The organism is Streptomyces sp. CRCS-T-1 (genome assembly GCF_024442335.1).
Taxonomy (GTDB): Bacteria; Actinomycetota; Actinomycetes; order Streptomycetales; family Streptomycetaceae; genus Streptomyces; species Streptomyces koelreuteriae.
On the sequence record NZ_CP101651.1, the window covers coordinates 5320044 to 5342946 of the forward strand.

The following is a 22903-nucleotide window of genomic DNA, read 5'->3' on the forward strand; positions in this document are numbered from 1 at the left end:
CCGATACCTCATGGAGATGTCATGTCCTCGCCCCCATGGTTCCGGTCGCGCAGACCGGCCTGGCGCAGCGGCCGTCGTGGTGCGGCGGTGCTGCTCGGCCTGGCGTTGTCGACAGGCTTGCTTCCGCAGTACGCACCCGAAGCCGCCGCCGATGAGGGCATGAAGTGGCCCAAGGCGCAGACGAACCTGGACGATCCGGTCCGTGGCAGGACCGCAGAGCCCAAGGCCTTCAAGAAGACCGACCAGGCTGAGAAAGCGGCGGTCCGTCAGGCCGACGACGTGCGCTGGCCTGCGGCGGGCAGTGCCGGGGTCGAGCTGTCCGGCAAGGCCGTCAAGGCCGCTGGGCTGCCGGTGCGGGCGAAGGCGGCCGGAGGCAAGAAGGCCGCAGAGTCCATACGCGTCGAGGTGCTCGGCCGGAAGGTGGCTCAGGCGGCCGGCGTCGACGGCGTCCTGTTCACCGTGGCCCGCTCCGACGGTGAGGCCGCCAAGGGCAGCGCTCAGGTCACCCTGGACTACTCGGACTTCGCCGGCGCATACGGCGGCAGCTACGGCTCCAGGCTGCGCCTCGTCCAGTATCCGGCATGCGTGCTGACGACGCCGGAAGAGAAGGGCTGCTCGACACCGACGCAGCTGAAGAGCTCCAACAACGCGGTGGCGGAAACGCTGACGGCGACGGTGAGTGCCGCCGGAGACGCTTCCGGCCCGGCCCCTCAACTCCACCAGGCCCGGTCGAATGCCGCCTCCGCCACCGTCCTTGCCGCCACTGCGAGCGGCGGTGGTGACGGCGGGGACTACAAGGCCACCGGCCTCTCCTCTTCGTCCGAGTGGGGCGTCGACACTCGGTCCGGCGCCTTCACCTGGACCTATCCGCTGACCACGCCGCCCGTACCCGGTGGCCTGCGACCCAGTGTCGGCCTGGGCTACAACTCCCAGTCGATCGACGGCCAGACGGCCACGACCAACAACCAGGGCTCGTGGGTCGGGCAGGGCTTTTCCTACGAGCCCGGCCACATCGAGCGCCGTTACAAGCCCTGCGCCGACGACGGCCACGACGACACCTATGGCGACCAGTGCTGGGCGTACGACAACGCCACACTCGTCCTGGCCGGCGGCTCGTCCGGCGAGATCATCATGGACGACGAGAAGGACAGATGGCGGCTCAGCAACGACGACAACTCCAAGATCGAGAAGCTGACCGGTACCACCAACGGTGACAACAACGGCGAGTACTGGAAGCTGACGACCACCGACGGCACGCAGTACTTCTTCGGCCGCAACCGGCTGCCCGGATACAGCAGCGGCAACGAGGAGACCGACTCCACCTGGACGGTCCCCGTCTACGGCGACGATCTCAAGGAGCCCTGCTACAAGGCGACGTTCGCCGACGCACACTGCGATCAGGCCTGGCGCTGGAATCTCGACCACGTCATCGACCCGCACGGCAACGCCATGTCGTTCTTCTACGGCAAGGAGATGAACCACTACACCCAGGGCCTGAAGACGGGCGAGAACGGCAAGCCGTACGTCCGTGGTGGGTACCTCAAGCGCATCGACTACGGCCAGCGCGAGAACAAGGCGTACTCGACCAAGCCTGCGGCCCAGGTCGTCTTCACCACCGGGGAACGCTGTCTCGGCGCGCTGACCGACTGCGAGCCCGGAGATCTCACGGACGCCACGGCCGCCAGATGGCCGGACGTGCCCTGGGATCAGAACTGCAAGGCGAGCACCAAGTGCGTGGGTCAGAACTCGCCTACCTTCTGGACCCGCAAGAAGCTGACGAAGATCACCACTCAGATTCGTACCGGCGACTCCCAGTACAGCCCGGTCGACGAGTGGAGTCTCACCCACCTGCTGACCGACAACGGTGACGGCTCCAAGGCCCTGTGGCTCGACCGCATCGACCACACCGGCAAGGCCGGCACCGATGCGTCCCTCCCGTCCGTCAAGCTGTACGGCAAGCAGTTCCCCAACCGCGTCGACAAGCCCGGCGACAACATTCAGCCCTTCCACCGCTACCGCCTGTCGGGCGTGGAGAACGAGACAGGCGGCGCGCTCAGCGTCGCCTACGCTCCCGCCGAGTGCACTCCTGCCGACCTGCCGGCCGAGGACGCCTCCAAGAGGCGCTGCTTCCCGGTGAAGTGGAACCCGCCGGGCGAGGAGGATCCCATCCTCGACTGGTTCCACAAGTACGTGGTCGAGTCCGTGACCGAGACCGACCTCACCGGTGGCAACCCCGACCAGATCACCTCCTACACCTATGTCGGTGACGCCGGCTGGCGCAAGAGCAGGGCCGACGGCATCAGCAAGGCGGAGTACCGCACGTGGGGCGACTGGCGTGGCTACGGCAAGGTGCGCGTCGTCACATCGAAGGGCACCAACTCGGCCTCCAACACCAAGACCGAGCACGTCTTCTTCCGCGGCCTGGACGGTGATGTGAATGCCGGCGGCACCGCCCGCTCGGCATCGGTGACCGACTCCAACGGAGTTTCGTACGAGGACACGGACTGGAAGGCCGGCCAGGAACTCGAAACCATCACCTACGACGGCTCCCAGGTCACCGAGAAGTCGGTGATGGTGCCGTGGACCGTGGTGACGGCGACCGATGCAGAGAGCTGGGGCACCCGCAGAGCGCGCTACACGGCGAACGGTTCGACCGACACCTATGTGGCCCTCGCCACCGGTGGTTGGCGGCGCACCCGGGCGACCACCTCGTACGACCCGGTGACCGGCCGGATCCGCCAAGTCGATGACTATGGCGAGGTCGGTGTCGCCGACAACCAGTGCGTCCGCACCGAGTACGCGGACAGCGAGAGCCGGCACATGTACGCGTACGTCTCGCGCGTGGAGAAGGTCGCCGTCGAGTGCGCCGTGGCGCCCGATCGCAGCACGCAGGTCATCTCCGACGACCTGTCGTTCTACGACGGCTCCACCACGCTGGGCGCCGCGCCGGTCAGGGGGGATGTGACCACGACCAAGCGGCTGGAGTCGCACAGCGGCCAGACGGCGACGTACCGGACGACCGCCGTGACGACGTACGACGACTTCGGCCGTCCGCTCGTGGTGAAGGACGCGGAGACGGCCTCGTCCTCGACGGCGTACACCACGTCGACCGCGTACACGGAGACGTACGGCCTGGCCACCAAGTCGGTGGTGACCAACAGGGCGGGCTGGACGGCCACCACGGAGTACGCACCGCAGTGGGGTGTGCCGACTGCCAAGGTCGACCAGAACAAGCGGCGCACCGAGCTGGCGTACGACGGGCTGGGCCGCCTGACCTCGGTCCGGCTCCCCGACCGCATCGGTCTGAGTCCGTCGATCAAGTACGAGTACCTGGTCCGCGCGGGCGACGACGCGACCGCCGTGCACACACAGAAGATTGAGGAGGACGGCAAGTCGTACGGCAGCGAATGGACGCTGTACGACGGCCTGCTGCGGCCCCGGCAGGAGCAGACAGAGGGGCCAGGTGGCGGCCGAATGGTCGCCGACACCCTCTACGACGGTTCCAACCGCGTGGTAGAGGTCAACAACACCTACTACGCTGCGGGCGCCCCGTCCTCGAAGCTCTTCGAGCCGGTCAACGCCGACCTCACCGGGCAGACGGTGACGGAGTACGACGGGGCCGGCAGGGTCACCGCCTCCGTCTTCAATGTGCAGGGCGAGGAGAAGCACCGCACGTCGTACGCCCACGGTGGCGACCGCGTCACCACGACTCCGCCGACAGGCGGCACGAAGACCACGGTCGTGAAGGACGCCCGCGAGCGCACCACCCATCAGATCCAGTACCCCGAGGACGGTGACGCGGTCACCACGTCCTACGGCTACACCCCGGCCGGCCAGCTCCAGAAGGTGACGGACGACGCCGGAAACGCCTGGACGTACACATACGACCAACTGGGCCGCAAGAAGAAGGCTGTCGACCCTGACACCGGCACGTCGGAGTTCACCTACGACGCCCTGGACCGTCAGACGTCGGTGACGGTCAACGGTGACAAGACGTCGACCAAGTACGACGAGCTGGGCAGGGCCGTCTCCACCTGGCAGGGGGAGCCGGAGACCGGTACCAAGCTGTCTATGTCGACGTACGACTCCGTCGCCAAGGGCGAGTTGTACGGCGTTTACTCCTACAAGGACAACGCGATCCACTCGTCGGTCACCTATCCGACCCTCGACGCCGACAACGACTACCAGCCGGTCTCGACGAAGTACTTCCTGTCGAAGACGGCCGAGCCGCAGCTGGGCGGGACGTACGAGTTCACCGCACAGTACAACGACGACGGGACACTGAAGGGCGAGGGCCTGCCCGCGGCGGGCGGTCTGCCCGCCGAGGCCCTCGGCCACACCTACGACGGGCTGCAGCGGGCGACAGGGCTCAACTCCTCGCTGGGCGGACTCAGTTACGTCACCAGCGTGTCGTACTCGCCGACCTCGGACCTGGAGCAGGTGGAACTGTTCACCGGCGAGTCGGCCGCGAAGAAGACGCTGCTCAACAACACGTTCGAGGTCGGGACGCATCGCCTGATCAACACGAGCGTCAGGGTGGAGGGCGCGTCCAGCGCCGCCTACGACGCGGACTTCACGTACAACGCTGTCGGGGATGTCCTCTCGATCGCGGACACGCCCGGCAGCGGCCCGAGCGACGTGCAGTGCTTCGGATACGACGGCCTGCGCCGTCTCACCGACGCGTGGACCTCGTCGGTGACATCGAACGGAGCCAAGGGCACGGGCAGCGCGGACGCGGCCTGCACGGCCGGGGCGTCGTCCTCGACGGTCGGAGGGGTGTCCCCGTACTGGACGGAGTACGCCTATGACGCGATCGGCAACCGCAAGAGGGAGGTCCGGCACGGCCTGAACGGCGCGCCGACCTCCACGCGGACCTATGCCTACGGGGAGAAGTCCGGCCCGAACGGCACGGATTCCGGTCCGCACACGGTGTCGTCGGTCGTGGAGAAGAAGGCGGCCACGAGCACCACGCCCGCGGTCACTTCTCAGGACACCTATACGTACGACGTGTCCGGAAACACGAAGACACGAGTCCTGAACGGTGACACCCAGTCCCTGGACTGGGACAAGCAGGGCGAGCTCACGAAGGTCACGAACGCCGACGGCACGGTGACGCGGTACACGTACAACGCTGCGGGCGAGCGGATCCTCAGGGACACCTCCGGTGAGAAGACGTTCTACCTGCCGGGTATGGAACTGCACCTGGACAAGTCCACGTCCAAAGTGACGGCGACCCGCTACTACTCGTTCGGCGGCATGCGGATCGCCATGCGGGAAGCGGGCGGCGTCCACTACCTGGCGTCGGACCACCAGGGCACGGCGCAACTGGCGGTCAACGCGAAGACCGGCGAGACGACGCGCCGCCGCACGGACCCGTTCGGAAACGCCCGTGACGAGTCCAAGTCGTCGGCGTCATCACCGGGCTGGGTCAACGACAAGGGATTCGTGGGCGGCACAGTGCAGGCGTCCACGGGCCTGACCACGCTCGGGGCACGCGAGTACGACTCCGACACGGGCCGCTTCATATCGGCGGACCCGATCATCGACCACACCGACCCGCAGCAGATCAACGGCTACTCGTACAGCAACAACAATCCGGTCACCTTCTCCGACCCGAGCGGCCTGAAGCCCGACGACTGCATTCACGTCGGGATCACCTGCACCCCGGAACGCAACGGCGGGTGGGATGTCAAGGCGACGGACACCTACTACACCTACTACGGCGTCAAGAAGCCGAAGGAGGCGCCGGCCCAGCACCGGGCGCGTCAGCAGCAGGCCAGGGCGGACGCTGCCAAGCAGCGGACGGTCGCCGTCGCCAAGGAACTGGCGACGATAGTCGCGGACGAGCTGGGCATCACCGATGCGCTCGACTGCTTCACCACGGGGGCGTTGGGCTCCTGCGGGGCCACGGCACTCAACGTGGTGTCGTCACTCGTGGCCGGCGGACCGCTGGCACGGCTGGCCGCGAAGTACTGGAACAAGATGGACAAGGCCTGGGCCCTGATCAAACGGATCGGGGGCCTGAGCCGCAGATTGTGGGACAGCTTCCAGGACTGGCGCAAGAGCGGCAAGGCGGCCGACGAGGCGACGGAGGCCGTGGGCTGCAACAGCTTCACGCCCGATACCAAGGTGTTGATGGCCGACGGTTCCGCCAAGAAGATCAAGGACGTCGACATCGGCGACAAGGTCTTGGCGACCGACCCGAAGACGGGCGAGACCAAGGTCGAGACGGTCACAGCCGAGATCAAGGGCAAGGGCCTCAAACACCTCGTCGAGATCACGGTGGACGTCGACGGCAAGAGGGGCGCGAAGACGGCTTCGGTCACGGCGACCGATGGTCACCCGTTCTGGGTGCCTGCGCTGAGGGAGTGGGTCGACGCCACTGATCTGAAGGCGGGGGAAGGGCTACTGACCGGCGCGGGGATGCGTGTCCAGGTCACTTCCGTGGAGCGGTGGACCGCCGGTTCGGCCACGGTTCACAACCTCACCGTCAGCGACTTGCACACGTACTATGTGCTGGCGGGCGAGACGCCGGTTCTCGCTCACAATGCAACGCCAGGTCAGAAGTGCGATCTGACGCTGGGCGCTGGCCCGAATGCCCGAGAGGGAGTAGGTCTGGAGAACGGTGACATTGAAGCAGATGGCGTTCGAGATCTGATCAATGAATCCGGAAATAAGCACGGCTGTCACACTTGCGATGCCACGACCCCCGGCACCAAGGACGGGGACTGGATTCCAGATCATCAGCCGCCGTCTAGTCTCGTCGATCCCGGATCTCCTCAGACGGCGTATCCTCACTGCCTGCCTTGCGCTAGGAGGCAGGGTGGGGTCGTCTCACAACTTTCACAAGGAAAGAGCAAGAAGGAATGGTAGCTAATAGCCCTGTGGTTGCATTCCTGGCAAAAATCGAGCACGGATGCCTGATCTTGCGGGATGCGGGAAGTGACGATGACGTCAGCGACTGGGACCCGGTGTCGAGCAGCTGGTATCGAGAGGGCAGTTCACTCATCTTCGGCGTTCAGGCCAGTGTCGATGGTCCTGTCGAATGCGAGGTATGGAAGTCGGATCCGTCTGCGGTGCTCCCTGCGAACCTCTTTGAGGTGACACTCCCATGCCCGTCCGGGTGGCTCGTATTGCACGACCCGAACGAATACGCCCGAATGCAATTCACGGGATTCCGTGGGTCTGTGATTTGTTCGGTAATGGTGGATGATCCGCAGTTTCCGTCAAAGGTTCAGATCTTGCTGAGGGGAGAAGGTAAGTAGCTTCTTGACGCTCGCAGGAACGGGCGAGGCTATATTCAGGGGTCTCGCCCAGTTTTCTCGCATGCGGCGTGAGGGTGTAGTTCCCCTAGGGGATGCCGACCTTCCCGCGCCATTCCGAACTGCAAAGTTGAGGCCCCGTCAGGTGTGTCCTGACGGGGCTTCTGCATGGGGTGACGGCAGTAGTTGACGCCAACCGGCTGGTGTCAGCCAACCAACCCCAACTCCCGCGCGATCAGCATCCGCTGTACCTCGCTCGTGCCCTCGCCGATCTCCAGGATCTTGGAGTCGCGCCACATGCGGGCGACCGGGTACTCGTTCATGAAGCCGTAGCCGCCGTGGATCTGGGTGGCCTCGCGGGCGTTGTCCACGGCTACGGTCGACGAGTGGAGCTTCGCGAGGGCCGCTTCCTTTTTGAAGGGGTCGCCGGCCACCAGGCGGGCTGCCGCGTCGCGCCAGGCGAGGCGGGCCGTGTGGGCCTTCATCTCCATGTCGGCGATCTTGAACTGGATGGCCTGGTTGGCGGCGATGGGCTTGCCGAAGGCGTGGCGCTCCTTGGCGTACTTGACGGACTCGTCCACGCAGCCCTGCGCCAGGCCCGTCGCCAGGGCGGCGATCGCGATGCGGCCCTCGTCGAGGATGCGGAGGAACTGGGCGTAGCCGCGGCCCTCCTCGCCCAGGAGGTTGGCGGCCGGGACGCGGACGTCCGAGAAGGACAGCTCGCGGGTGTCCGAGGCGTTCCAGCCGACCTTGGAGTAGGGGGCGGCGACCGTGAAGCCGGGGGTGCCCGACGGGACGATGATCGAGGAGATGTGCGGCTTGCCGTCCGGGGAGCGGCCGGTGACCGCCGTGACCGTCACCAGGCCCGTGATGTCCGTGCCCGAGTTGGTGATGAAGCACTTGGTGCCGTTGATCACCCACTCGTTCGTGGAGGAGTCCAGGCGGGCCGTCGTCCGGGTCGCGCCCGCGTCGCTGCCGCCGTCCGGCTCCGTCAGGCCGAACGCGCCCAGGAGTTCGCCCGAGCACAGGCGGGGGAGCCACTCTCGCTTCTGGGCTTCCGTGCCGTAGCGGAAGACCGGCATCGCGCCCAGCGAGACTCCGGCTTCGAGCGTGATGGCGACGGAGGAGTCGACCCTCGCCAGTTCCTCCAGGGCCACGCCCAGCGCGAGGTAGTCGCCGCCCATGCCGCCGTACTCCTCGGGGAACGGCAGGCCGAACAGGCCCATGCGGCCCATCTCGCGGACGATCTCGTACGGGAACTCGTGCCGCTCGTAGAAGTCGCCGATCTTGGGCGCCACCACCTCGTGCGCGAACTCCTCTACCGTGCGGCGGAGTTCCTCCAGCTCGGGGGAGAGTCGGTAATCCATCGTGATCAGTGCTCCTCGGGGTCCACGAAGTCCTCGTGGGACAGGGCTCGGACGGTGCGGGACGGGCTGGGTCGGCCCAGGTGGGTGGCCATCCACGCGCTCGTGGCGACGAGGCGGCCGAGGTCGATTCCGGTGTCGATGCCGAGGCCCCGCAGCATCCACACGAGGTCTTCGGTGGCGAGATTGCCGGTCGCCGACTTCGCGTACGGGCAGCCGCCGAGGCCCCCCGCCGAGGCGTCGATGGTCGTCACGCCCTGCTGGAGCGCCGCGAGGGTGTTGGAGAGGGCCTGGCCGTAGGTGTCGTGGAAGTGGACGGCGAGGGCGGTGGGCGGGATGCCCGCCTCGTCCAGCGCCGCGAGGAGCGCGACCACATGGCCGGGGGTCGCGACGCCGATGGTGTCGCCCAGGCTCAGCTCGTCGCAGCCCATGTCCGTCAGGGCCTTGCAGACCTTCACCACCTGGGGGATCGGGACCGCGCCCTCCCAGGGGTCGCCGAAGCACATGGAGAGGTAGCCCCTGACCTGGGCCCCCTCCGTCTTGGCGCGGGTGACGACGGGGTCGAACATCGCCAGGGCCTCGTCCACCGTGCGGTTGAGGTTGGCCTTGGCGAAGGACTCCGTGGCGCTGGCGAAGACCGCGATCCGGCGGGCTCCGAGGGCCAGGGCGCGGTCCAGGCCGCGTTCGTTCGGGACCAGGACCGGGAGGGCGGCGTCGAGATCGCCGAGCAGAGGGAACAGCGCTTCCGCGTCCGCCAGTTGGGGCACCCACTTGGGGTGGACGAAGCTCGTCGCCTCGATCGTCGACAGGCCCGCGTCGGCCAGGCGGTGGATGAACTCCGCCTTGATCTCCGTCGGGACCGTCGCCTTCTCGTTCTGCAGGCCGTCGCGGGCGCCCACCTCGTGGATGCGGACGCGGGAGGGGAGGTCCTCGGCGGGGACCGTCATCGGGAGACCGTGGGCCGTCATCACTCCGCCTCCTCGTGGGGTGCGATGACCGCCAGGACCTGGTCCATGGCGACCGTCGAGCCCGGCGCCACGTCCAGCTCCGTGACCTTCCCGGCGTGCGGGGCGGAGATGACGTGCTCCATCTTCATCGCCTCCACGACCAGCAGGCTCTGGCCCGCCGTCACCTCGTCGCCGACGGCGACCTTCACCACCGTCACCGTGCCGGGCATGGGCGCGGTGAGGGAGTCGGCGCCCGCGTGGGCCGCGCGGCTGAGCGACGCCGCCACCGGGTCGTGGTCGCGCACGTGCCAGGCGTCGCCGTCGCGGCCGAGCCAGTCGGCGGCACGGTGGAAGGCGTGGCGGACGCCGTCCAGGGTGACCGAGACATGGTCGCCGGTGACCGCGGCGGTGCCGCGCGGGGTGTGCTCCAGCTCCTCCTGCACCCTCAGATGGAAGGACGGCGGCTTCGGCCTGCGGCCCAGACGCCAGCCCGACGGGACCGAGAACGGGTCCGTCCACCCGCCGGGTTCGGGCGTCAGCGCCTCCAGGCGTACGGCCGCCGCCGCCTCGTAGACCTCCTCCGGTACGTCCGTGGGGATCAGCCCCTCGACCTCGCGCTCGACCAGGCCCGTGTCCAGGTCGCCCGCGATGACCGCCGGGTGGGCGAGCAGGCGGCGCAGGAATCCGGCGTTCGTCTGCACGCCGAGCGTCACCGTCTCCGCCAGGGCCGAGCGGAGCTTGCGCAGGGCGGTCGCGCGGTCGGGGCCGTAGGCGATGACCTTGGAGAGCATCGGGTCGTAGAGGCTGCCGACCTCCGTGCCCTCGGTGAGGCCCGAGTCGGTGCGGATGCCGTCGCCCTGCGGTTCGCGCAGGCGCAGGACCGTGCCGCCGGAGGGGAGGAAGCCGCGGGCCGGGTCCTCGGCGCAGATACGGGCCTCCACCGCGTGACCGGTCAGGGTCACGTCCTCCTGGGCGAAACCGAGAGGCTCGCCGGCCGCCACCCGCAGCTGCCACTCGACCAGGTCCAGGCCGGTGATCAGCTCCGTGACCGGGTGTTCCACCTGGAGACGGGTGTTCATCTCCATGAAGTAGTACGAGGACGGGTCGCCGCCGTTGACGATGAACTCCACCGTGCCCGCGCCCCGGTAGCCGCAGGAGCGGGCCGCCTGGACCGCCGCCTCGCCCATCGCGGCACGCGTCCCCTCGTCGAGGAGGACGCTCGGCGCCTCCTCGATGATCTTCTGGTGGCGGCGCTGGAGGGAGCACTCGCGCTCGCCCAGGTGCACGACATTGCCGTGTCCGTCGGCCAGGACCTGGATCTCGATGTGCCGGGGGCGGTCGATCCAGCGCTCCACCAGGAGCGTGTCGTCGCCGAAGGAGGCGCGGGCCTCGCGGCGGGCCGAGGCGATCTCCTCCTCCAGCCGGGTCAGGTCCCGCACCAGGCGCATGCCCTTGCCGCCGCCGCCCGCGCTCGGCTTCAGCAGCACGGGCGCGCCCAGCTCACGGGCTGCCTCGGCCAGGTCCGGGTCGCGTCCACCGGGAACCACGGGGACCCCGGCGGCCATGACGGTCTCCTTGGCGCGGATCTTGTCGCCCATGAGGGAGATCGCGTCCGCCGGAGGGCCGATGAAGACCAGGCCCGCCTCGGTGCACGCCCGCGCGAAGGCGGCGTTCTCGGCGAGGAAGCCGTAGCCGGGGTGGACCGCCTGGGCGCCGGTGCGGGCGGCGGCCTCCAGCAGGCGCTCCGCCGACAGATAGCTCTCCGACGCCGGGGCCGGGCCGATCCGCACCGCCGTGTCCGCCTCGCGGACATGCCGGGCGTCGGCGTCCGCGTCGGAGAAGACGGCCACCGAGCGCACGCCCATCGACCGCAGCGTACGGATGACGCGTACGGCGATCTCGCCCCGGTTGGCCACAAGCACTGTCTCGAACATCGTCGTCCGTCCCCTCACATCCGGAAGACGCCGAACTGGGGGTCACCCAGGGGCGCGTTGGCGCACGCGGTCAGGGCCAGTCCCAGGACCTGACGGGTGTCCAGCGGGTCGATCACACCGTCGTCCCAGAGGCGGGCCGACGCGTAGTAGGCGCTGCCCTGCCGCTCGTACTGGGCGCGGATCGGGGCCTTGAAGGCGTCCTCGTCCGCCGCCGGCCAGGACTCGCCGCGCGCCTCCAGCTGGTCGCGCTTGACGGTCGCGAGGACCGAGGCGGCCTGCTCGCCGCCCATGACGGAGATCTTGGCGTTCGGCCACATCCACAGGAAGCGGGGGGAGTACGCCCTGCCGCACATCGAGTAGTTGCCCGCGCCGTAGGAGCCGCCCACCACGACCGTCAGCTTCGGCACGCGGGTGCAGGCCACCGCCGTGACCATCTTGGCGCCGTGCTTGGCGATGCCGCCCGCCTCGTAGTCCTTGCCGACCATGAAGCCGGAGATGTTCTGGAGGAAGACCAGGGGGATGCCGCGCTGGTCGCACAGCTCGATGAAGTGGGCGCCCTTCTGGGCGGACTCGGAGAACAGGATGCCGTTGTTGGCGACGATGCCCACCGGGTGGCCGTGGATCCGGGCGAAGCCGGTGACCAGGGTCTGGCCGAACTCGGACTTGAACTCGGCGAACCGGGAGCCGTCGACGACCCGGGCGATGATCTCGCGCACGTCGTAGGGCGTGCGCGAGTCGACCGGGACCGCGCCGTAGAGGCTCTGGGGGTCGACCTTGGGTTCCGTCGCCTGCGTGACCTCCCAGGGGAGCGTCCCGCGCGCGGGGAGCGTGGAGACGATGGTGCGGACGATGCGCAGGGCGTGCGCGTCGTTCTCCGCGAGGTGGTCGGTGACGCCCGAGACGCGGGAGTGGACCTCGCCGCCGCCCAGCTCCTCCGCGGTGACGACCTCGCCGGTGGCCGCCTTCACCAGGGGCGGGCCGCCGAGGAAGATCGTGCCCTGCTCGCGGACGATCACCGCCTCGTCGCTCATCGCCGGGACGTACGCCCCGCCGGCCGTGCAGGAGCCGAGGACGGCGGCGATCTGGGGGATGCCGGCGCCGGACATACGGGCCTGGTTGTAGAAGATCCGGCCGAAGTGGTCGCGGTCGGGGAAGACCTCGTCCTGCATGGGGAGGAAGGCGCCGCCGGAGTCCACGAGGTAGACACAGGGGAGGCGGTTGTCGAGGGCGACCTCCTGGGCGCGGAGGTGCTTCTTGACCGTCATCGGGTAATACGTGCCGCCCTTGACGGTGGCGTCGTTGGCGATGATCACGGTCTCGCGGCCGCTGACCCGGCCGATGCCGGCGATGACACCGGCGGCCGGGGCCTGGTCCTCGTACATCCCGTCGGCCGCGAGCGGGGCCAGCTCCAGGAAGGGTGAGCCCGCGTCGAGGAGGGTGTCGACGCGGTCGCGGGGGAGCAGCTTGCCGCGCGCGGTGTGGCGGGCGCGGGACTTCTCGCCGCCGCCCTGGGCCGCTCGGGCGAGCTTGGCGCGCAGCTCGTCGACGAGGGTGCGGTGTGCCTCCTCGTTGGCCCGAAAGGGCTCCGACGCGGGGTCCGCCGCGGTCGTGAGCTCCGGTGCCTCGTACATCCTGCGGGTCCCCTCACCTTGTTAATGAGCGTTAACGCATTTCCTTCAGGTTAACGACCGCTAACCTCCCTGTCTAGAATTGTTTTCATGGCAACCAGGACCGACGCACCCACCCGCCGCGAGCAGATCCTCAAGGAGGCCGCCCGGCTCTTCGCCGAGCGTGGCTTCCATGGGGTCGGGGTCGACGAGATAGGCGCCGCGGTGGGGATCAGCGGGCCCGGTCTGTACCGGCATTTCGCGGGCAAGGACGCGATGCTCGCGGAGCTGCTGGTGGGGATCAGCGGGCGGTTGCTGACCGGGGCGAAGCGGCGGTTGTCGGAGGCGGAGGCGGACGGGGGTGTGGGGGCCGGGGTGGTCCTCGACTCGCTGATCGAGGGGCATATCGACTTCGCGCTCGACGACCGTCCACTGATCACCCTGCACGACCGGGAGCTGGACCGCCTCCGGGACAGCGACCGCAAGATGGTGCGGCAGCTGCAGCGGCAGTACGTGGAGCTGTGGGTCGGCGTGGTCCGCGAGGTCTACCCGGGGCTTGCGGAGCCCGCCGCGCGATCGGCCGTGCATTCGGTGTTCGGGCTGCTGAACTCCACGCCGCATCTGGGCAGGGCGGGGGCGCTGGCCGGGCGGGGGGCGGTCGCGGAGCTGCTGCACCGGATGGCGCGGGGGGCGTTCGCGGCGGCCGGCGAGTAGCGGCCCGCACTTGCCCAGGCTCCCGTGCCCAGGCTCCCGTCGGCGTGACGAGCGTTACGAACCCCACCCTGGACGCTGGTTGATACTCGCCGGTATCTTGGGGTGAGCAAGCGCTTAGACATACCGAGGTCCGTGGAGGTGGCGGCGTGCGCCGTACGGTGTTCAACGAGGATCACGAGGCGTTCCGGGAGACCATCCGCGCCTTCATCGAGGCCGAGGTCGTCCCGGTCTACGACGAGTGGTTCGCGGCGGGCCAGGCGCCCCGCGACTTCTACTACAAGCTCGCCGAGCTCGGCGTCTTCGGCATCCGCGTCGACGAGGAGTTCGGCGGCGCCGGCATCGACTCGTACAAGTTCGAAGCCGTGATGTACGAGGAGACCGCGCGCGCGGGCGTCCAGTTCGGCGGCTCCGGCGTGCACGTGCTGCTCGGCCTGCCGTACATCAAGATGCTCGCCTCCGACGAGCAGAAGAAGCGGTTCCTGCCGAAGTTCGTCTCCGGTGAGGAGATGTGGGCGCTGGCGATGACCGAGCCGGGCACCGGCTCCGACCTCGCGGGCATGAAGACCACCGCCAAGCTGAGCGAGGACGGCACGCACTACGTCCTCAACGGCGCCAAGACCTTCATCACCGGCGGCGTCCACGCCGACCGTGTGATCGTCTGCGCCCGCACCGCCGCGCCCAGCGCCGAGGACCGCCGCCACGGCATCTCCCTCTTCGCCGTGGACACCAAGTCCGAGGGCTACTCCGTCGGCCGCAAGCTCGACAAGCTCGGCCTGAAGACCTCCGACACCGCCGAGCTGGCGTTCGTCGACGTGAAGGTCCCGGTCGAGGACCTGCTCGGCGAGGAGAACAAGGGCTTCTACTACCTCGGCCACAACCTGGCCTCCGAGCGCTGGGGCATCGCCTTCGGCGCCTACGCGCAGGCCAAGGCCGCCGTCCGGTTCGCCAAGGAGTACGTGCAGGACCGCACCGTCTTCGGCAAGTCCGTCGCCTCCTTCCAGAACACCAAGTTCGAGCTGGCCGCCTGCCAGGCCGAGGTCGACGCCGCCGAGGCCGTCGCCGACCGCACGCTGGAGGCCCTGGACGCCGGCGAGCTGACCCCCGCCGAGGCCGCCTCCGCGAAGCTCTTCTGCACCGAGGTCGCCCACCGCGTCATCGACCGCTGCCTCCAGCTGCACGGCGGCTACGGCTTCATGAACGAGTACCCGATCGCCCGCCTGTACGCGGACAACCGCGTCAACCGCATCTACGGCGGCACCAGCGAGATCATGAAGTCGATCATCGCGAAGGACATGGGCCTGTAAACCGACTGTCGTCAACGGCCGGTACAACAGATCTCATGAGCCAGGCACTTCAGGATCTCCTCGATCTGCTCGACCTCGAGCAGATCGAGGAGAACATCTTCCGCGGCCGGTCCCGGTCCGCCGTCGTCCCCCGGGTCTTCGGCGGGCAGGTCGCGGCACAGGCGCTCGTCGCCGCCGGGCGTACGGTCCCCGAGGACCGGCCCGCGCACTCCCTGCACGCGTACTTCCTGCGCCCCGGGGATCCCGGCGCGCCCATCGTCTACACCGTCGACCGGATCCGCGACGGCCGCTCCTTCACCACCCGCCGCGTGGTCGCCGTCCAGCACGGCAAGCCGATCTTCCACCTCTCGGCGTCGTTCCAGACGTACGAGGACGGGCTGGACCACCAGGAGCCGATGCCCGCCGCACCCGACCCCGCCACGCTGCCCACCGGCGAGGAACGGCTGCGCGGCTACGACCACATCGACCCGGCCGTCGTGGAGAAGTTCGCGGAGGCCCGGGCGGCCGTCGACCTGCGGTACGTCGAGGAACCGCCCTACGGCAAATTCGGCGAGCCGCGCGAACCGCACTCACAGGTGTGGTTCCGCACCAACGGCAAACTGGGCGGCGCGGTCGACGAGCCGCTGCTGCACATCGTCCTCGCCACCTACGTCTCCGACATGACGCTGCTCGACTCCGTGCTGCTCGCGCACGGGCGGGGCGGCTGGGCCGTCGGTGACGTGGTCGGGGCCTCGCTGGACCACGCGATGTGGTTCCACCGGCCGTTCCGCGCCGACGAGTGGCTGCTCTACGACCAGGAGTCCCCGTCCGCGTACGGCGGCCGGGGACTGGGACAGGCCCGTATCTACACGCAGGACGGGCGCCTCGCCATCTCCGTGATCCAGGAGGGCGTGGTCCGCGTCCCGCGCGACCAGGGTTAGACGAGGCCCGCCTCCGCCAGCAGGTATGCCGTCATCGGGTCGTAGTGGCGGGGGCTGACCACGTGGTCGTCGAGGGGCACCGTCACCTGCACGGTGCCCTCGGCCTCGGCGATGAACAGGGCCGGGTCGTTGCAGTCGGCGTAGCCGACGGAGTCGACGCCGTGCTGTCCCGCGTACCCCGCCCAGCCGTGGTCCGCGACGACCAGGTCGGGCAGCGGGCGGCCCTCACGCTCCATGGCGGTCAGGATCGCCTTCATCGGCTCGCCCGAGTGGGTGTGCCAGAGGGTGGCCCCGTGCTCCAGCACCGCCACGTTCGCGAACTGCATGACGTAGCCCTCCTCGGTCGTCAGGCCCTCCGGGATGACGACGATCTCGCAGCCCGCCGCGCGCAGCGCCGCCGCGGTCGCACCGTGCACGTCCAGCAGGCCGCCGGGATGGCCGGTGGCGAACAGCACCCGCTGCTGCCCGTCCGCCGCCTTCCGCAGCCGCCCGGCCATGCGCTCCAGACCGGCGACGGTCAGCTCCGGGTCGATCGTGTCCTGGCCGTACCGGTGCTCCGGGTCGTCGTTCACACCCACCCGTTCCGCCATCACCGCGAGGACGTCCTGCTCGTCGGTCCAGCGGGCGCCGAGTTCCAGGCCGAGCCAGTAGTGGCGGTCGTTGTTCGCCAGCTTGCGGTAGTGGGAGAGGTTGTTCTCGCGGGGGGTGGCGACGTCGCCCGCGATGCGCGTCCTGACGAGGTGGTCGACGAGTTCGGCGCGGCTGGGTGTCCCGGGTATCGGCATGACAACCATTGTGGAGCAGCCGCCTGTGGGCGTCCCTGGCGTATCGCACGCTGGGATGTGCGTCACGTACTCAGAAGGGCCCCGCTCACCTACTCAGATGTGCCGCAGCGCGAACCAGAGTTCCATCCGTGTGTCCGGGTCCTCCAGGTCCGTCTCCAGCAGGGTCGCGCAGCGGGTGATGCGCTGCCGCACGGTGTTGCGGTGCACGGACAGGGCGACGGCCGTGCGGTCCCAACTGCCGTGCAGGGACAGCCAGGTGCGCAGCGTCTCGGTGAGCGCGGGGTGCGCCGTGACGGGGGCGAGGAGGGTACGGGCGTGGGCCGCCGCCTCGTCGGGCGGCACCAGGTCGGCGAGGGCCGGGCGCGGGGCGTGCCGCAGCAGCGGGATCCGGGTGGCGCGGGCCCGGGCCAGGGCGCGGGCCGCCTGCGTGTCGGCGGCAGGCCAGTCGTGCGGGGCGACGGCGGCGCTGACGCCCAGGGTCCAGCCGGGCAGCGGGGCCGGTGCCCGGTCGGCCGGGACCAGGACCCGTACGACATCGCCCGCCGGGTCGACCAGGGCGGAACCGAGCGCGGCGCCCAGCGCGGAGGCCGCGACGGCGTCCGCACGGCCCTCCCCGTCCCGCCGGGCCCGCACGACCACCCACCGCTCACCCCCGAGGAGCGACGCGACCTCCTCGGGCGCCGACCCCAGCAGCAGCCGCACCAGCGCGGACGAACGAGCGGCACCGGTGCCGCTCTGCTGCTCGCCGGTGAGCAGGGAGAGCAGCACGGCCGCCACGGACACGACGGTGTGATCCCCCGGCGCCCGCTGCGGCGTCGCGACCCCGAGCACGAACCCGTGCCCGGCACCGAGCGCATAGGCGGCGAGGTGCGTGCCGGCGACGGTGTCGGTGGCGGAGGTGGGGGAGGGGCGGCCGGGGTCGGTGGGTGGCTGACGGCCGGCCGGCGAGGCGGGGCCGTGGGCCGAGCGGGAGGGTGCCGCCTCGGGCTCACCCGCCTGGGCCCTGGTCGAGTGCGCACGCGGTGTGGAGCCGGTCTGCGATGCCGCACCCGCCGGAGGCGTGGGGCGGTCCGGCCGTACGACCTCAGCCAGCCCCGCCAACGCCTCGCGCACCTCATCCCCGGGCCTCCGCCCCGCCCCGGCGATCTCCGCGCCCTCCGGCCCGTACAGCACCGCCCACCCGCCGAGCCGCTGGGCGAGCTGGCGGAGGACCGAGGGGACCGGGTCGGGGCGGGAGGCGGCGGAGGTGAGGCTCTGCTGGGCCTCGGTGACGCGGCGGAGTTCGGCCAGACGGGACTGGGACATCAGCTGCCACACCGCGCGGGCCACGCCCGAGAAGGTGGTCTGGGGCGGCACCTCCAGCAGTGGCAGGCCGTGGGTCTCGCAGGCCGCGACCAGCGCCCTCGGCACCGTGTCGTGCACCGGTGCCACCCCGAAACCGAGGGCCGCGCCGCCCGCCGCCACGATCCGCGAGACGTAGTCGTCGAAGTAGGTCCCCGAGCCCGCCGCCTCCGGGATGTGCACGCCCGCCGTGAGCAGCAGCTCCCCGCCCAGCAGATACGGATACGGGTCCGCCATCTCCGAGGTGTGCACCCAGTGCACGACCGTCCCGGCGTCCTTCGGACCGGCGATCCGGCGCAGCGAGAGGTCCTCCCTGGCCAGGAGCGACGTGAGGAGGACGGGAGGTGTCGGGGGGACCACCGGGTCCGGCATGGTGTGCGTTCCCTCCAGCCGAGGCCGCTCGAATAGATGAAACGTACACTTCGCAGTCGCTTTCCGGCCACCTAGTGTCAGTGCTCGTCAACCTCGTCCCCCGCGACCGAGCCCTGCGCCCTGTGCGTGCGCGAAGGAGGCCCCATGGCCGTCGACTACCTCGTGATCGTCGTCTACCTGGCCGGAATGCTGGCCATGGGCTGGTGGGGCATGCGCCGCGCCCGCTCCAAGAGCGAGTTCCTGGTGGCGGGCCGCCGGCTCGGCCCCGCCATGTACTCCGGCACCATGGCGGCCATCGTCCTCGGCGGCGCCTCCACCATCGGCGGTGTGGGCCTCGGCTACCAGTACGGCCTCTCCGGCGCCTGGATGGTCTTCACCATCGGCCTCGGCCTGCTCGCCCTGTCCGTCTTCTTCTCCGCCCGCATCGCCCGGCTGAAGGTCTACACCGTCTCCGAGATGCTCGACCTGCGCTACGGCGGCCGGGCCGGAGTGATCTCCGGTCTCGTCATGTGGGCGTACACCCTCATGCTCGCGGTGACCTCGACCATCGCCTACGCCACGATCTTCGACGTCCTGTTCGACATGAACCGCACGCTCGCGATCGTCCTCGGCGGCTCCATCGTCGTCGCGTACTCCACCCTCGGCGGCATGTGGTCGATCACCCTGACCGACATGGTGCAGTTCGTCGTGAAGACCATCGGCGTGCTGCTCCTGCTGCTGCCGATCGCCGTGGTGAAGGCCGGCGGCTTCAGCGAGATGAAGGCCAAGCTGCCCACCGAGTACTTCGACCCGCTCGGCATCGGCGGCGAGACCATCTTCACCTACGTGCTGATCTACACCTTCGGCATGCTCATCGGGCAGGACATCTGGCAGCGCGTCTTCACCGCCCGCAGCGACACCACCGCCAAGTGGGGCGGCACCGTCGCCGGCACCTACTGCCTCGCCTACGCCCTCGCCGGCGCCGTCATCGGCACCGCCGCCAAGGTGCTCTACCCGAAGCTCGCCAGCCCCGACGACGCCTTCGCGACCATCGTCAAGGAGGAACTGCCCGTCGGAGTGCGAGGACTGGTGCTGGCCGCCGCCCTGGCCGCCGTGATGTCGACATCCTCCGGCGCGCTGATCGCCTGCGCCACCGTCGCCAACAACGACATCTGGTCCCGGCTGAGGGGCATCGTCAAGGCACCGGACGCCGAGAACGCGGACGACCACGACGAGGTGAAGGGCAACCGCGCCTTCATCCTCATCATGGGGCTCGCGGTCATCTGCACGGCCATCGCCATCGACAACGTCGTGGAGGCACTGACCGTCGCCTACAACCTCCTCGTCGGCGGCCTGCTCGTGCCGATCCTCGGCGGGCTGATCTGGAAGCGGGGCACCGTCCACGGCGCACTCGCCTCCGTCGTCGTCGGCGGACTCGCGGTCGTCGGCCTGATGGCGACCTACGGCATCCTCGCCAACGAGCCCGTCTACTACGGTCTGCTCGCCTCCCTCGCCGCCTATCTGGTCGTCTCCTTCGCCACCCCGGCCACCGACGCCGCCGTCCTCGCCGCCTGGCGCGAGCGGCTCGCCGGACGGGCACCCGAACCCGAGTCCGAACTCGCGTCCGAACCGGCCGCGACTCCCCGGTAAGGTCATAAGGCAAGCAGTACATACGCGATGAAGCGTAGGAAAGAGAGCATTTCTTCATGAGCAGCAACGAGACTCCCCGCGGGCCCGTCGACTCCTCCCGCGTCCCGCGCTACGCGGGCCCCGCGACCTTCGCCCGGCTGCCCCGGCTCGACGAGGTCGGCGGACGAGCCGATGTCGCCGTGGTCGGCGTGCCGTTCGACTCGGGTGTCTCGTACCGGCCGGGCGCCCGCTTCGGCGGCAACGCGATCCGCGAGGCGTCCCGGCTGCTGCGCCCCTACAACCCCGCGCAGGACGCCTCCCCGTTCGCCCTCGCGCAGGTCGCGGACGGCGGCGACATCGCCGTCAACCCGTTCAACATCAACGAGGCCGTCGAGACCGTCGAAGCCGCCGCCGACGACCTGCTCGGCACCGGCGCCCGCATGATGACCCTCGGCGGCGACCACACCATCGCGCTGCCCCTGCTGCGCTCGGTCGCGAAGAAGCACGGCCCGGTCGCCCTGCTCCACTTCGACGCCCACCTCGACACCTGGGACACCTACTTCGGCGCCGAGTACACGCACGGCACCCCCTTCCGGCGCGCCGTCGAGGAAGGCATCCTCGACACCTCCGCCCTCTCCCACGTCGGCACCCGCGGCCCGCTCTACGGCAAGCAGGACCTCACCGACGACGAGAAGATGGGCTTCGGCATCGTCACCTCCGCGGACGTCTACCGCCGCGGCGCCGACGAGGTCGCCGACCAGCTCCGCCAGCGCATCGGCGACCGGCCGCTGTACATCTCCATCGACATCGACTGCCTCGACCCGGCCCACGCGCCCGGCACGGGCACGCCCGAGGCCGGCGGCATGACCTCGCGCGAACTGCTGGAGATCCTGCGCGGGCTGTCGTCCTGCAACCTGGTCTCCGCCGACGTCGTGGAGGTGGCCCCCGCGTACGATCACGCCGAGATCACGTCGGTGGCCGCCTCCCACACGGCGTACGAACTGACCACGATCATGTCCCGCCAGATCGCCGCGGCCCGGAAGGACTCGGAAGCCAAGTGACTCACGACCACGACCTGGTACTCCGCCCGACGCCCGCACAGACGGAGGCCGCCCTCAACCCTCCACCCGGCCGCAACGGCGGGGACCTGGTCGTGGAGACGCTGGCCGGGCTGGGCGCGACGACCGTCTTCGGTCTGCCCGGCCAGCACGCGCTCGGCATGTTCGACGCCCTGCGCCGCTCGGACCTCAGGTACATCGGCCTGCGAGTGGAGAACAACGCCGGATTCGCCGCCGACGCCTACGGCCGGATCACCGGCGAGGCCGCGCCCCTGCTGCTGTCGACCGGGCCGGGAGCCCTCACCTCCCTCGCCGCGCTCCAGGAGGCGGCGGCCGCCTCCGCGCCCGTACTGGCGATCGGCAGCCAGATCCCCAGCGCCGGCCTCGGCGGCGGCCGGCACGGCTATCTGCACGAACTGCCCGACCAGGCCGCCTCGTTCCGGGGCGTCGTCAAGTCGGTCCACACCGTCCGCACCCAGTCGCAGATCCCGTCCGCCATCGAAGCGGCCTGGAAGTCGGCCCTGACCGCCCCGCACGGCCCGGTGTGGGTGGAGATCCCGCAGGACGTGCTGCTCGCAGAGACCGCGATCCCGGTCGTGACCGGCGGCGACGCCTTCCCCGAGGAACTGCCGCCGCGCCCCGAACTGACCGCCGTAGCCGCCCACCTGCTGTCCCGGGCCGAACGCCCGGCGATCATCGCGGGCGGGGGAGTCGTACGGGCGGACGCCTCCGGCAAGCTGAAACAGCTCGCCGAACTCCTCCAGGCACCGGTCGTCACCACCCCCGGCGGCAAGGGCGCCTTCCCCTGGAAGCACCCGCTGTCCCTCCAGTCCTGGATCGAGGACCGGCACACCACCGACTTCCTGGAGGACGCGGACGTCCTCCTCGTGGTCGGCTCGGGACTCGGGGAACTCTCCTCGAACTACCACACGTTCAAGCCGCGCGGCCGAGTGATCCAGATCGAGGCGGACCTCGGCAAACTGGAGTCCAACCACCCGGCCCTGGGCATCCACGCGGACGCCCGCCTCGCGCTGCAGGCACTGCTGGAGACGGTGTCCGAACGCCCGGACCCGGACGCCCCGGAGCGCGTACGCGAGGTGCTCGGAAAGGTCACCGAGCGCATCGCCTCCCAGGAGCTGACCCTGGAGCAGGACGTACTGGCCTCCGTCCGCAGGGCGCTGCCCGCCGACTCCCCGTCCTTCTGGGACATGACGATCCTCGCGTACTGGGCCTGGTCGGCCTTCGACGCCAAGGGCCCCAACCACATGCACTCCGCCCAGGGCGCGGGCGGCCTCGGCTACGGCTTCCCCGCGGCACTCGGCGCCGCGGCCGCCGACCCGACCCGGCCGGTCCTCGCGGTCTCCGGCGACGGCGGCGCCCTGTACTCGATCGCCGAGCTCGCGACGGCCCGCCAGTACGACCTCAACGTCACCTGGCTGATCGTCGACGACGGTGGCTACGGCATCCTGCGCGAGTACATGAGCGACGCGTTCGGCGAGGCGACCGCCACGGAACTCACCCGGCCGGACTATGTGGCCCTGGCGGAGTCCTTCGGCGTCCCCGGGGTCCGTACGACCCCTCAGACCCTGGAGCAGGACCTCGCCAAGGCACTCGCCGCGCCCGGTCCCTCGGTGGTCCTGCTCCCGGCCGTGCTGCGGATGTTCGCGCCGACGCATCTGGACTGAGC

Annotated in this window: 13 protein-coding genes; 7 read left to right on the forward strand and 6 right to left on the reverse strand. The window is 69.8% G+C overall.

What is annotated here, in order from left to right; translation table 11 throughout:
• Positions 1-21 precede the first annotated feature (21 nt).
• Positions 22-6873 (forward strand): RHS repeat-associated core domain-containing protein, encoded by a 6852-nt coding sequence (locus NNW99_RS24160; protein ID WP_215121211.1) that lies wholly within the window; start codon positions 22-24, stop codon positions 6871-6873.
• 595 nt (positions 6874-7468) lie between these two features.
• Here NNW99_RS24160 and NNW99_RS24165 read toward each other — a convergent pair.
• Genes NNW99_RS24165 through NNW99_RS24180 form a run of 4 tightly spaced genes read right to left on the reverse strand, consistent with a single transcriptional unit; the run spans position 7469 to position 13138 of the window.
• The gene (locus tag NNW99_RS24165) at positions 7469-8629 is read right to left on the reverse strand and encodes an acyl-CoA dehydrogenase family protein (protein ID WP_215121212.1); all 1161 of its coding nucleotides are present in this window, start codon (positions 8627-8629) and stop codon (positions 7469-7471) included.
• A gap of 5 nt (positions 8630-8634) precedes the next feature.
• Entirely contained in the window at positions 8635-9594 is a 960-nt protein-coding gene (locus NNW99_RS24170) for a hydroxymethylglutaryl-CoA lyase (protein ID WP_215121213.1), read from the reverse strand.
• The gene (locus NNW99_RS24175) at positions 9594-11507 is read right to left on the reverse strand and encodes an acetyl/propionyl/methylcrotonyl-CoA carboxylase subunit alpha (protein WP_215121214.1); all 1914 of its coding nucleotides are present in this window, start codon (positions 11505-11507) and stop codon (positions 9594-9596) included. Before NNW99_RS24175 ends, NNW99_RS24170 begins: the two co-directional genes overlap by 1 nt.
• Positions 11508-11521: 14 nt before the next feature.
• Positions 11522-13138 (reverse strand): carboxyl transferase domain-containing protein, encoded by a 1617-nt coding sequence (locus tag NNW99_RS24180; RefSeq protein ID WP_215121215.1) that lies wholly within the window; start codon positions 13136-13138, stop codon positions 11522-11524.
• 87 nt (positions 13139-13225) lie between these two features.
• Between NNW99_RS24180 and NNW99_RS24185 the strand changes: the two genes are divergently transcribed.
• From NNW99_RS24185 to NNW99_RS24195, 3 genes are all read left to right on the forward strand, one after another.
• A complete protein-coding gene (locus tag NNW99_RS24185; protein ID WP_215121216.1) occupies positions 13226-13828 on the forward strand; it encodes a TetR/AcrR family transcriptional regulator in 603 nt (200 codons plus the stop codon).
• A 146-nt stretch (positions 13829-13974) separates the two neighbouring features.
• A complete protein-coding gene (locus NNW99_RS24190; protein WP_215121217.1) occupies positions 13975-15132 on the forward strand; it encodes an acyl-CoA dehydrogenase family protein in 1158 nt (385 codons plus the stop codon).
• Between the two features lie 35 nt (positions 15133-15167).
• The gene (locus NNW99_RS24195) at positions 15168-16052 is read left to right on the forward strand and encodes an acyl-CoA thioesterase II (RefSeq protein ID WP_215121218.1); all 885 of its coding nucleotides are present in this window, start codon (positions 15168-15170) and stop codon (positions 16050-16052) included.
• On the opposite strand, the gene NNW99_RS24200 is transcribed toward NNW99_RS24195, so the two are convergent.
• Both NNW99_RS24200 and NNW99_RS24205 read right to left on the reverse strand, forming a co-directional pair.
• The gene (locus NNW99_RS24200) at positions 16049-16837 is read right to left on the reverse strand and encodes a phosphatase (RefSeq protein WP_215121219.1); all 789 of its coding nucleotides are present in this window, start codon (positions 16835-16837) and stop codon (positions 16049-16051) included. The genes NNW99_RS24195 and NNW99_RS24200 overlap by 4 nt on opposite strands.
• Positions 16838-16930: 93 nt before the next feature.
• Entirely contained in the window at positions 16931-18550 is a 1620-nt protein-coding gene (locus NNW99_RS24205; RefSeq protein ID WP_215121220.1) for a PucR family transcriptional regulator, read from the reverse strand.
• Between the two features lie 144 nt (positions 18551-18694).
• Between NNW99_RS24205 and NNW99_RS24210 the strand changes: the two genes are divergently transcribed.
• Genes NNW99_RS24210 through NNW99_RS24220 form a run of 3 tightly spaced genes read left to right on the forward strand, consistent with a single transcriptional unit; the run spans position 18695 to position 22901 of the window.
• Complete coding sequence (locus NNW99_RS24210; RefSeq protein WP_215121221.1) at positions 18695-20179, forward strand: sodium:solute symporter; 1485 nt, start codon at positions 18695-18697, stop codon at positions 20177-20179.
• A 56-nt stretch (positions 20180-20235) separates the two neighbouring features.
• On the forward strand, positions 20236-21219 hold the full coding sequence (gene speB / locus NNW99_RS24215) for an agmatinase (protein WP_215121222.1): 984 nt from the start codon (positions 20236-20238) through the stop codon (positions 21217-21219).
• The gene (locus NNW99_RS24220; protein WP_215121223.1) at positions 21216-22901 is read left to right on the forward strand and encodes a thiamine pyrophosphate-binding protein; all 1686 of its coding nucleotides are present in this window, start codon (positions 21216-21218) and stop codon (positions 22899-22901) included. The genes speB and NNW99_RS24220 overlap by 4 nt, the downstream gene beginning before the upstream one ends.
• Positions 22902-22903: the final 2 nt, after the last annotated feature.

Excerpts from the sequence above, each read along its gene's own strand:
- NNW99_RS24160 (WP_215121211.1), top strand. The coding sequence starts at position 22 with ATGTCCTCGCCCCCATGGTTCCGGTCGCGCAGACCGGCCTGGCGCAGC.
- NNW99_RS24205 (WP_215121220.1), bottom strand. The coding sequence starts at position 18,550 with ATGCCGGACCCGGTGGTCCCCCCGACACCTCCCGTCCTCCTCACGTCG.
- speB (WP_215121222.1), top strand. The coding sequence starts at position 20,236 with ATGAGCAGCAACGAGACTCCCCGCGGGCCCGTCGACTCCTCCCGCGTC.
- NNW99_RS24195 (WP_215121218.1), top strand. The coding sequence starts at position 15,168 with ATGAGCCAGGCACTTCAGGATCTCCTCGATCTGCTCGACCTCGAGCAG.
- NNW99_RS24210 (WP_215121221.1), top strand. The coding sequence starts at position 18,695 with ATGGCCGTCGACTACCTCGTGATCGTCGTCTACCTGGCCGGAATGCTG.
- NNW99_RS24170 (WP_215121213.1), bottom strand. The coding sequence starts at position 9,594 with ATGACGGCCCACGGTCTCCCGATGACGGTCCCCGCCGAGGACCTCCCC.
- NNW99_RS24185 (WP_215121216.1), top strand. The coding sequence starts at position 13,226 with ATGGCAACCAGGACCGACGCACCCACCCGCCGCGAGCAGATCCTCAAG.
- NNW99_RS24180 (WP_215121215.1), bottom strand. The coding sequence starts at position 13,138 with ATGTACGAGGCACCGGAGCTCACGACCGCGGCGGACCCCGCGTCGGAG.
- NNW99_RS24175 (WP_215121214.1), bottom strand. The coding sequence starts at position 11,507 with ATGTTCGAGACAGTGCTTGTGGCCAACCGGGGCGAGATCGCCGTACGC.
- NNW99_RS24165 (WP_215121212.1), bottom strand. The coding sequence starts at position 8,629 with ATGGATTACCGACTCTCCCCCGAGCTGGAGGAACTCCGCCGCACGGTA.
- NNW99_RS24200 (WP_215121219.1), bottom strand. The coding sequence starts at position 16,837 with ATGCCGATACCCGGGACACCCAGCCGCGCCGAACTCGTCGACCACCTC.